Consider the following 11,286-nt stretch of genomic DNA (forward strand, 5'->3'; position numbering starts at 1 on the left):
ATTTATTGAAAAACAAAAGCGGTAATATCACGCAATACTGATACTACCGCTCATAGTTCAAATGAGAGTATTAAATTCTTTCTTTGGGCAATTGAATAACAAATTCTGTTCCTTTACCTTCCTCACTATTTACGAAAATTTGACCGCCGTGCTTTTCAATAATACCAAAAGTAATGGAAAGCCCTAAACCTGTACCTACTCCAACAGGTTTGGTAGTAAAGAATGGCTCAAAAATTCGGCGTTTTACCTGTTCGCTCATTCCCACACCATTGTCTTTGATACGAATAATCACATTTTCAGCCTGATTTTCGGTATAAATGGTAATTTCTCCATCTTTTCTATCCTCAGGTATCGCCTGAATAGCATTGTTAAGGATATTCATAAATACCTGATTGAGCTGACCGGGATAGCAAAGAATTTCAGGCATTGTTTCGTCATAATATTTTTTCACTTCTATTCTACCTTTCATTTTATTATTGAGTAGAATAAGTGTTGATTCAAGAGCTTCTTTGATATTTGCCATTTTGCGTTCTTCCTCATCAAGACGGCTGAATATACGCAAACCTTTCACGATTTCCATAGTACGTATCGCCCCTTTCTTGATATCGGCAACCAGATGTTCAATATCTTGGGTCAATTCCTCAAAACCTAATTGTTCTTTGAGCTCTTTGGCTTGTTGGATAATTTCTTCTTTGTTGCCGTTGGCAGAGTCTAATTCATTGTATTTCTTGACAATTTCCATCAGGTCGTCCAAAGAGATTTTGAGTGTATCAATACCATTATACACAAAGTTGATAGGGTTATTGATTTCGTGAGCAATGCCCGCCGTAAGCTGACCCAAAGAAGCCATTTTTTCGTTATGCACGAGTTGCCCTTGGGTTTCTTTAAGCTGTGCTACGAGTCTATCAAGCTCTTCTTTTTGTTTCTTTTCAAGTTCAAGGGTTTCTTTAAGTTGTTTTTCAGCCATCATCAATCTTTCATTTGCCTCTAATTGAGCTTCTGCCAAAGCACGCATATCTTCTTCGGCACGACGGGCTTTTTCCAATGCATTTTGAAGCTCTATTTCAACTTGCTTGCGTTCAGTGATGTCGCTTTCAATAGCAATAAACCCAGTGAGGTTATTTTGCTCATCAAAGAGCGGTGTGATATTGATGCCAAGCCAGTAGCCCCTACCCGATTTTGAATAATTATAGATTTCCTGATAGAAAGATTTGAGCGAGGCGATTCCCTGACGTATGGCAAACACATCAGCAGGGTTTGTTTTTTCGCCTTGCAAAAATGAACCCGGTTTTTTACCTTTTACTTCTTCAAGTTTATACTCTGTCAATCTTTCAAAACCTTCGTTTGCCCACTCTATGAAACCATTGGCATCAGTGATAATAATAGCATTGTCCGTTTTGGAAGCTACAAGAGCCAAACGTTCAATTTCTTTTTGAGATTTTTTAAGACTTTCGAAAGCAATTTGTAGCTCTTTTTCCGCCTTTTTACGCTTATCTGCCTCAATCATTAGCGAAATAATTTCAGAAATAGAACGAGCAAAGTTTTCATCTTCCAAAGTCCATTCTTTAAAATCTGTACCTACATACTCACAACAAACTACTCCTTTCAGTTCCCCTGCTACACGAATAGGTACATCAAGCATAGAGTTAATTCCCAAAGGTTTCAGATACACTTCCGAAAACTCAAAAGTATTAGGATGTGTATGAGCATTGTGAGCCACAATAGCCAACCCACTTTGTACCCCTTCAAAGTATGCAGGGAAGTCTTTGGCAAAAAGCTCAAGCCCTGCCGAATGTTGGTTTTTAGTTTTTTCAAATAAGTCTTTGGAAACGAGGCTTGTTCCTGTATAATCCCAAATACTTGCTCTTTCAATACCTAAACCCTCTGCTACGGCTTCTGTAATGGCTTGGAGAGCCTTTTCCAAGTTTTCGTATTTTTCAAAAGGTGTAGTGGAGAGATTTGTTAGAATAGCATTGTACTTTTCTATTTTGGCGGTACGCTCTTTTTCAATTTTCTGAGCTAAAATCAGCTTTTCATTGGCTTCTATTTGAGCTTCGGCAAGTTGACGCATTTCACGCTCTGCTTTTTCAAGTTCTTCAGCACGTCTGCTTATCTCTTTTTGAGCAAGAACCAAACTGCTAGTAATTACTTTCTGCTGTTCCAGAGTTTCTTCCAGTTCTTTTTTAGATTTTTCAGCTTCTCTTTGAGCCAAAAGTAGCTTTTCATTTGCCTCTAACTGAGCTTCAGCAAGCAAACGCATTTCTTGTTCAGAGCGAGCTACTTTTTCCAAAGTAGCTTGCAGTTCTTTTTCATTTTTTACTTTAATGTAAGTAGAGGCTATAATGTTGGCAACCGCTTCCAAAAAGTTAATTTCAGCTTGCTCTCGTTTATGTCCGTGAGGTAAATAAACTACCACTGCCCCCAAAGCTTCTTCTTGGTACAGAATTGGAATATTGTAATGTCCGTGCTCTTCGATGCCTTCAAAACGTATGGTATGGCGTTCATCTACACAATGAGCATATTGTGTTTCTTTGGTTTTAATAGCCAAACCACACAAACATTGCCCTGTTTTGATATTATGACAAAGCTCTTGAATTTTAGGACTGATATTTTTTTGCCTTACCATTTCATACACTTCGCTTTCTCCTTCTTTCTTTAAGAAAATACCCACCCCCGGCAAAAGTTCCAAAAACTTAATTTCACTCAAAACATCTATGCTATGCTCCAAAAATTCATTGAAATTGCTTGAATTCGTAAGAATTGATTTTTGTAAAATTCTATTGAGAGCTTCTTGTTTTTGAGCCGTAATAGCCAATTCTTGCCTTACCTTCTCTTCTTGCTTTTGAGCCAAGAGTAGCTTTTCATTTGCCTCTAATTGAGCTTCGGCGAGCATACGCATTTCTTGTTCAGAGCGAGCTACTTTTTCCAAAGTAGCTTGCAGTTCTTTTTCATTTTTTACTTTAATGTAAGTAGAGGCTATAATGTTGGCAACCGCTTCCAAAAAGTTAATTTCAGCTTGCTCTCGTTTATGTCCGTGAGGTAAATAAACTACCACTGCCCCCAAAGCTTCTTCTTGGTACAGAATTGGAATATTGTAATGTCCGTGCTCTTTGATGCCTTCAAAACGTATGGTATGGCGTTCATCTACACAATGAGCATATTGTGTTTCTTTGGTTTTAATAGCCAAACCACACAAACATTGCCCTGTTTTGATATTATGACAAAGCTCTTGAATTTTAGGACTGATATTTTTTTGCCTTACCATTTCATACACTTCGCTTTCTCCTTCTTTCTTTAAGAAAATACCCACCCCCGGCAAAAGTTCCAAAAACTTAATTTCACTCAAAACATCTATGCTATGCTCCAAAAATTCATTGAAATTGCTTGAATTCGTAAGAATTGATTTTTGTAAAATTCTATTGAGAGCTTCTTGTTTTTGAGCCGTAATAGCCAATTCTTGCCTTACCTTCTCTTCTTGCTTTTGAGCCAAGAGTAGCTTTTCATTTGCCTCTAATTGAGCTTCGGCGAGCATACGCATTTCTTGCTCGTTTTTTTCAAGTTCCTTTCTTTTCTTTTCAGCTTCCTCTTGAGCCGCAATAAGTTGCTGATTGATACGATTTTGCTCAATGAGTGTTTTCTGTAATTCTCTTTGTGCCACCAGCAATTTCTGATTGGTACGCTCTTGACGCTCAAGAGCTTTACGAGTTTCCTCCTCCGCTTGTTTGAGTTTTTCGTTCTGTTCTTGGGCTTGCTTTTGGGCTATAAATAAATCTTCATTTAATTTGAGTTGCTCTTCGGAAATCTTTCTTAATTCCATTTCCGAAGCCGCTAATTTTTTATTTTTATTTTCAATCTCTTCTACAAAATTTTCTAACTTTTTACTTATGGGAGCGAAATAAAAAATAGCTAAAAGTACTAAAACCCCTAAAATAATAATTCCAACACTCCAAGCTATTAAAGCAGTAGTATCTGTACGTCCCTTAGCTTCCTTTTCGTACTGATCGACAATTTCATTCATAATCGGGAAATACTTGGCTTCATTTTCCAAAATAATTCCCGTATTGTTTTTTATTTCAAGTTTTTTAGTTTCATCACTTATCACCAAAGAATAATCGTTGGCGGCAATAGCCATTGCGGCAGTTTGAATTTGCTCGTAAAAAGGCTGTAAATCTTGAAACCTTTGTATAGTAGCAGGAGAGTTTTTGGGGCTTTTAATTCCTATCACCAAATCCCCTTTCAAAAGTGCCTGATGAGATTTTTGCCATAAATCCAAACTTTCCGCTAGTTCTTTTTTGTAAATTTGAAAGGTATCTACATTAGTAGTTTGGGATAAAATTACAGAGCTTTTAGCAATTTTTTGAACCAAAGCCCTTTGTCTACTAGCTATATTGATAAGTCTAGCGTCTTCTTCTGAAGCTGTAAAACCGAGTTGTACAGCTATTTCTGCTAAAATCACAAAAATAGCTACAATCACAAGAGCTACAATGTATGTAGTTCTAAAACGTTTCATAATAACAAACTTTTATCTATGTGGAACGAAAACAAAAACCTTGTGAAATTTACAAATCCTAAATGAATTTGCCAAATATTTCAGCTGTGTTTTAGAAGTTGTCCAAAATTTATGAAAACAGATTTTGAATAAATCTCGAATAACTTGGTTTGAAACCTTCAATTTTTAGCCCCGCAATAGAATTGTGTTCAAAACGCTTGAAAAACTTTTAGACAAATATTTACTTTTGAAGTAATTACTTTCTATCTTTTCAAATATACGAAAACAGCAAGCGAGTCAGAACGCAAAACTAATGCGTTACAATTGTATTCTGCCTTAAAACGATAAGCCTTAGTGGTATCTGTAAAAAAACTGCGTGTAGCAGGGATAAAAGTTATATCTAATGTGTTGGCATCAAATTTATACTCTCCAAATTCTTGTATCACTTGGTTCTTATCTTTCCATTCGTAGTTTTTTTCTGCTAAAAGTAAAGACCATTCTTGTATAGCATAGGGTACAAAAGGCAATCCACTTGGGTCAGTGATACGCTCTACTACGAAAGGTTCGGTAGTTCTACATACATTCACTTCCTCTTTTTTCTGACAAGTTACTGCTATGTAAAACAAAATACCAAAAATTCCAAACCTCTGCAACATATTAAAATTTTGAAGCAAATATAAAAAAAAATTGTAATAAAACAAAATCTACAAAGCTGGCAATTTTATTTTGCCAGTTCTATATTTACAGGTTTCCCCTTGATAGTCGCATTTTTCATTTTCTTGATAACTTTGGGGGCATCTTCCTTGGCTACTTCTACAAAAGAAAACTTTTCCAAAACATCAATTTGTCCGATATTTTTGAAGGCAATTCCTGTTTCACCTGTAAAAGCTCCTACAATATCATTAGGACGAACCCTATCCATTTTACCTACATTCAAAAACAAACGAACCATATTTTTGTTTGTTGTTCTCCTTTCTTTTTCTTTACTAAAACCTCTTTCTTTGGAATTTTCTTTGTTTGACTTAAAATCTTGAATTTCTATATCCAAATACTCTGTTTTTTGATGTTGCCATTGCATTTGTATCAGGGCTTTAATAATAGCCTCGTCTTTTAAGCCTGCGTGGCGAAGTTGTGTGAGCAGAGGTTCAAAAGTACTTAAATCCTCGTTTTGTGCAATAGAAGCAACTTTTTCTACAAACTGAGCCTGTTTGATGCCTATCAAATCTTCTATAGAAGGTACTACCCCTCTTTTGATTTGCTTTTTAGTAAAATCCTGAATTTCACGCAAGCGGAAAAATTCTCTACCTACTACAAAAGTAAAAGCTTTGCCCGATTTGCCAGCCCTACCTGTTCTGCCTATCCTATGTACATAATATTCAGGGTCTAAGGGAATATCGTAATTAAAAACTGCATCAACTCCTGAAACATCAATACCACGAGCCGCTACATCAGTAGCCACCAAAATATTGATAGCCCCTTCGCGAAACTGCTTCATTACCTTTTCTCTTTGTCTTTGACTCAAATCGCCGTGTATCGCTTCAGTTTTGTAGCCACGCTCTAATAGCTCCAAAGCTACTTCATCAGATTTTTTCTTGGTATTGCAGAAAACTATTACTTGCTGCAAATTGTAAAAATCTATCAAGCGACACATCACCTCCAATTTGGCAGTAGCTTTAATTTCATAAAACAGTTGCTCAATGTTTTCAGCGGTTAGCTCGTTGCGAATAACCTTTACGATTTGCGGTTCGTTTTGGAACTTCTGAACAATCGCCAAAATAGGTTTAGACATAGTAGCCGAAAAAAGCAAAGTTTGACGTTCAAAGGGCATTTCTTCCAAAATAGCTTCAATATCCTCTCTAAATCCCATATCCAGCATTTCGTCTGCCTCATCTAATACAACAGTATGGATATGCTCTGTTTGAAAAGTGCCTCTTTCCAGATGGTCAATAATACGCCCAGGCGTACCTACTACAACCTGCACACCCGCTTTTAAGGCACGAATTTGGCGGTCAATGGGGTCTCCGCCATAAAGTGTAACTACACGGATTTTTTTGTATTTAGCAAGTTTTTCAAATTCTTCGCTTACTTGTAGAGCCAACTCGCGGGTAGGACAAAGTACCAAGACCTGCGGATTTTTGCTTTTTTCATTGATTTTTTCTAATGAAGGAATAGCGAAAGCGGCAGTTTTTCCTGTGCCTGTTTGTGCCATTCCAACTATATCTTTTCCTTGTAAAGCCAAAGGAATAGCTTCCTTCTGAATGGGAGAAGGTTCTGTAAAGCCCATATCAGCAACTGCCTTTAATAGGCTTTCAGAAAGGTTTAATTCTGTGAATTTCATCATCTTGTTATATTAAATGAAAAAACGAGAGGCTAACTCTCGCTTTGGGGGTTATGCTTCTTTTTGAGTTTTGGTAGATTTCTTTTTGGGCTTTTCTATTTCCGAAGTGGTTTCTTGCTCTTGGGTAGTCTCGGTTTTCTTTTTAGTAGAACGTGCCTTCTTGGGTTTTTCTTCGCTTGCAGGCTCTTCTACTTTACTTTCAACTTCGGTAGTTTCTGACTTCTTTTTAGTGGAACGTGTTTTTTTAGGTTTTTCTACTTCGGTATTATTTTCGTTTGAGGTTTCTACGGCTTTTTTATCTATGGTTTCGGGTTGAATTTCTGCCTGTGTAGGACTTTCGGCAACTGGTTCAGCTTTTCTCACGAGCACATCAGGAACTTCACGGAACAAAATTTCATACCATTTTACAAGTTTCTTAACATCAGAAGGATATACTTTTTCGCTATTGTATTCAGGTAAAATTTCCTCAATGAAAGCCATCAAATCGGCTGTATCGGCTTTGGCATTGATAGGCAAAGAGCCTTGATATTTTTCGTGCATCTTGTACAAAACCTCCTCCAATGCAACAGAGCCTTCTTGGGTAGTAGTGTAGATAGAAATTTCTTTCAAGATAGAAACTTTTTCGGAAACGCCCACAGCCATTTTACGTTTTTGAGCGTCTAAAGTTTCTACAATTACCCCTGAACGAGCAGGCTTTAAGATACGAAATAAACCTTCTTTTCCCGAAATTGCGGCGATTTCTTTTAATTCCATAATTACGCTATTTTTTCAAAAAGGGCTACAAAGCTAAAACATTCCTTGCGAAAAGACAAATTTATCTGTTGAAATTTTGATTTAATTCGTACAAAAAGAGTTTTAGCTCCTCCAATCCTTGCTTTTTTTCTGCCGAAGTAACAAAATAACGAGGAAATGTCTCAAAATATTGCAAAAGCTCTTCTTTATACAAGTTTTCTTGTTTGGCTTGTTGCAAATGAGAAAGTTTATCGGCTTTCGTAAAAACTATTACAAAAGGCAAAGTATTCTGCCCCAACCAAAGCAAAAATTCAATATCATTCGCTTGTGGTGGCAGGCGTAAATCTATGAGTGCAAGCGTACAAAGCAAGTTTTCACGTTTTAATAAGTAATTTTTTATCATTTTTTCCCAATGCTCACGTTCTTTCTGGCTTACTTTTGCATAACCATAGCCGGGCAAATCTACCAAATACCAAGTATTTTCTACAAGAAAATGATTGATATGCTGTGTTTTACCCGGTGTTTGCGAGGTTTTAGCTAAACCTTTTTGCCCTACCAAAGCATTTATCAAAGACGATTTACCCACATTAGAACGCCCTATGAAAGCATATTCAGGTTTATTGGCAGGAGGACATTGCTCCAACGTAGTGCTACTCTTTACAAATTTGGCTTCCATCGTAATTCAAAGTATCATTTAAGATTGTTCATAAATTCTGCAAATCTATTATCTTTCAGAACTTCTTGCAAAATTCGGTGATGTTTATACGAAGTAGCTAATAGCTCAACCGACTTTTGTTTTTCTGCGAAAGCAATAATAGGTTTTTCATCGCAAAGTTCATCTTGATAAGCTAAAAAAATCTGCATTTTTATCTTTTTCTGTGAAAGTACTTCCTCAATGCTTTTCAAAATAGGAGAAAAGTTTTTCTGCGAAAGCCAAGTTTTCCATAAAAGCAATCGCTTGGGAGGTGTATCTGTAAAGTTTTTAATTTGTCTATATTTTGCTTTGGAAATTAAAGATATTTTACTTAATAAATCAGCAATGGGATAAATCCATTGAGGATAGCGAATAAATTGCCAAAAAAGAGGTTTCCCCCAAACCGAAGTAGCAAATTTATACCAAAATCGCTTTTGAAAGCCATCAGGAGCTACAAGCGTAATTTTTTCAATTTTTTCACTAAAATTTTCAAGCAAACATAAAGCTATTTTCGCCCCAATGCTAAAAGCAAGTAAATTGAATTTTTCTATTTGCTGGTTTTGGAAAAATTTTTCAAAAAGTTTCAAAACCTCACTTTTAGAAGGTTCTCTACCAAAGGAAAGCAAATCAAAGCTAAAAATAGTGTATTCGGGTAGAATATTTTCTAATTGTTCAAATATTTGTGGGGTTTGTCCAAAGCCGTGAAAAGCTACGAGAACCTTTTCTCCTACCCCTATTTGTAAGCATTGCAGATTTTCTATTTGAAGATATTCACCCGTTTGAGGCATAGCCATAGGTATTTGAGGGCTAATTTAGCAAATTTCAGGGAATTAGCCACTCAAATACACGACTTTGAAATTTTTTTTCACTATCTTGCCATTTTACTTGCACTTTCCATAAGCCTTTTGCAAGATTACCCGCATAAACAAACTGCCTGGCGTTATTATCCAAATTCAACGGAATAACAAAATCTTTCTTGCTGTTATCAGGACGAAAAAAAGAAATTTCTCCTTTTTCGTAATTTATTTTTTGCTCAAATTGTACCCATAGCGTATCTTGATGAGTATAAAATTTTATCGGAAATTCAGAAGCATTTCGTTGAGCTTGTATTTCCTCTTCATAACGCAAATCTTTTTCATAATAATCTTTCTCCACGCTTTCGGTTTGTTTGCTTATCATTATGAGCGAAAGCACCAAAATAAAAACTACAAAAACTGCTACCGATATAGCTATTTTCGTTCCGAAATTCATTTGAGTAGATATTGGACTTTTAGACATTAGACATTGAGAAGGTTAAAATTGAATAAAAGGTTATTTTTATTCCGCAGGAGCAAGAAACGAAGTTTCCGTATTGTATAAAGTTTTTTGGGTTTCAGTATTGAAAGCCTTAATTTTCACCTTCATTGTACTGGCTGTAATTGAACTTTTGGGTATTTGTACAAAAAAAGTAATTTTTCGTACTTCTTGGGGTTGCAGAACCAGCTCTTGCGAAGTAGCCACCCACTGAATTTTTCCTATTTGCCCTTCGGCAAGTTCCAAGCGAATTTTTTGCGTATTGAAGGTTTTATTTACCAAAGTAGCATTGTAAAGGTTAGATACGGTGTCTTTGTTTGTACCAACTTCTTGATAAAGCATTCCCGGAGTTCGCATAATATTGATTTGCACGTCCTTACGCACAGCCAGTGCTGTAGCCATTATACCCAATAGTATTGTAAGCACCACCGAATAGCCAATCATTCTACCTGTAACCCTAAATTTTTTACCTGTTTTTATGCCATTCATTGAATCATAGCGAATAAGCCCCTTAGGTTTATCAATTTTTTCCATTACCTCATCACAGGCATCTATGCAAGCAGTACAATTTACACATTCCAGTTGTGTTCCATTACGAATATCTATACCCGTAGGGCAAACTTGCACACACAATTTACAATCGATACAATCGCCTTTGGGAGTAGCGTCTCCTTTTTTCATTTTTCCACGAGGTTCGCCTCTTACAAAATCATAAGCAACTACAATAGAATTGCTATCCAGCAACACGCCTTGCATACGCCCATAAGGACAAATCACAATACAAACAATTTCACGAATAAATGCAAATACTGCATAAAAAGCCCCTGTAAATACTCCTATCACAAGCCAAGCAACCCAATTTTCTGAAAAACTACCTGTAAATATCTCTTTAAGTCTATCTATTCCAACAATATAAGAAGCAAATGTAGAAATAAATACAAAGGAGAGCATCAAAAAAATGGCGTGCTTCAATGTTTTTTTGAGTATTTTTTCTCGTGTCCAAGAACTTTCAGCAAGTCTTTTTTGAGCAGAGGCATCGCCTTCTATCCAATATTCAACTTGTCTGAAAACCATTTCCAAGAAAATAGTTTGTGGGCAAGCCCAACCGCAAAACAACCTACCAAATACTACTGTGAAAAGTGCTATAAATACCACAAAACTCACCAGTAGCAAAGCGAGCAAGAAAAAATCTTGTGGGAAAAAAGCTTGCCCAAAAATAATAAACTTACGTTCAATAAAATTCAGTAAAAAGAAAGGGTGTCCATTTATTTTGATAAATGGCATACCAAAAAGTATGGCTAAAAGCAAAAAGGCAAAAATTTTACGTAAGTTGGTGTAAAATCCTTGTGGTTTTTTGGGGAAAATCCAATGCCTTTTACCTGTTTTTTCCAAAACACCTAACTGCTCACGAAAAGTAGGTTGCTCTTGGGTTATCATAGCGTTTTTTTTGTTTCAAAAGTAGCTTGAATGCTCCGTTGGGTAAATGACAAAAATCATTTCATTCTTTGAGTATGAACAGAAAAATACTTGTAAGTTTTTTAGCTTTTTTACATTAAAATTTCTAAATTTAGGCATTAAATCAGCAAAGCAATGAAAAAACTCATTTTTTCTTTCAATATGACCGCCAATTGAGGTATTTGGAAAAATAAAAAAATGGCATTTATTTAGGAAAATTTTCCAACGATTAACCTAAAAAAAATGCCAAATTTATTAGAAATCCTCCTGCTTTTACAAACAGAA

General features: G+C 36.0%; 8 protein-coding genes. All 8 read right to left on the minus strand.

Translation table 11 applies throughout. From position 1 onward, the window contains the following. Positions 1-70 precede the first annotated feature (70 nt). Positions 71-4,510 (minus strand): GAF domain-containing protein, encoded by a 4,440-nt coding sequence (locus tag Rain11_RS10960; protein ID WP_101359414.1) that lies wholly within the window; start codon positions 4,508-4,510, stop codon positions 71-73. A 242-nt stretch (positions 4,511-4,752) separates the two neighbouring features. Next, positions 4,753-5,145, minus strand: coding sequence for a hypothetical protein (locus tag Rain11_RS10965; protein ID WP_133121573.1), 393 nt, complete (start codon positions 5,143-5,145; stop codon positions 4,753-4,755). Positions 5,146-5,210: 65 nt separating this feature from the next. After that, on the minus strand, positions 5,211-6,830 hold the full coding sequence (locus Rain11_RS10970; RefSeq protein ID WP_101359416.1) for a DEAD/DEAH box helicase: 1,620 nt from the start codon (positions 6,828-6,830) through the stop codon (positions 5,211-5,213). 48 nt (positions 6,831-6,878) lie between these two features. Further along, a complete protein-coding gene (locus Rain11_RS13940; protein WP_165778122.1) occupies positions 6,879-7,580 on the minus strand; it encodes a DUF5606 family protein in 702 nt (233 codons plus the stop codon). A gap of 61 nt (positions 7,581-7,641) precedes the next feature. Then, positions 7,642-8,235, minus strand: a complete 594-nt coding sequence (gene yihA, locus Rain11_RS10980; RefSeq protein ID WP_101359417.1) for a ribosome biogenesis GTP-binding protein YihA/YsxC — start codon at positions 8,233-8,235, stop codon at positions 7,642-7,644. A gap of 14 nt (positions 8,236-8,249) precedes the next feature. Beyond that, positions 8,250-9,041, minus strand: coding sequence for an alpha/beta fold hydrolase (locus tag Rain11_RS10985; RefSeq protein WP_165778123.1), 792 nt, complete (start codon positions 9,039-9,041; stop codon positions 8,250-8,252). 34 nt (positions 9,042-9,075) lie between these two features. Then, entirely contained in the window at positions 9,076-9,504 is a 429-nt protein-coding gene (locus Rain11_RS10990) for a FixH family protein (RefSeq protein WP_165778124.1), read from the minus strand. Between the two features lie 66 nt (positions 9,505-9,570). After that, positions 9,571-10,983, minus strand: coding sequence for a cytochrome c oxidase accessory protein CcoG (gene ccoG, locus Rain11_RS10995; RefSeq protein WP_101359420.1), 1,413 nt, complete (start codon positions 10,981-10,983; stop codon positions 9,571-9,573). Positions 10,984-11,286 lie beyond the last annotated feature (303 nt).

This window comes from Raineya orbicola (assembly GCF_002843425.1).
GTDB classification, from domain to species: domain Bacteria; phylum Bacteroidota; class Bacteroidia; order Cytophagales; family Thermonemataceae; genus Raineya; species Raineya orbicola.